1 protein-coding gene is annotated in these 259 nt (G+C 41.7%); it reads right to left on the bottom strand.

What is annotated here, in order from left to right; all coding sequences use genetic code 11:
* Positions 1 to 68 precede the first annotated feature (68 nt).
* A partial coding sequence (locus tag ACZ3HH_RS30580) for a hypothetical protein (RefSeq protein ID WP_465810401.1) occupies positions 69 to 259 on the bottom strand: 191 nt, incomplete at its 5' end.

The following is a 259-nucleotide window of genomic DNA, read 5'->3' as shown; positions in this document are numbered from 1 at the left end:
AGAGAACACACGGTCTTTTAAAAGTACAAGGTAATCCACAATTTATAGAACATTTGAGTCCATTGCCTCTACTCTCCAGGTGCAGAGACTCCTTGCCTCAGTCTCTCCTTTTTGATCTTCTTCTTTGAGACAGGCTTCTTTTTCCTAGGAGGAATGATCTTCTGTGCATAAGTGTAGAGCACAATGTTTCCAATCAGGAATGTCAATAGCAACCCACCAACAACAAGTAGAACTATTAAGCCTGGGTTGAACCCTTGAG

This window comes from Pseudomonas sp. PME37.24/025 (genome assembly GCF_055556615.1).
Note: the sequence above shows the minus strand (reverse complement) of the source record. Positions and strands in the feature narration are given on the sequence as shown.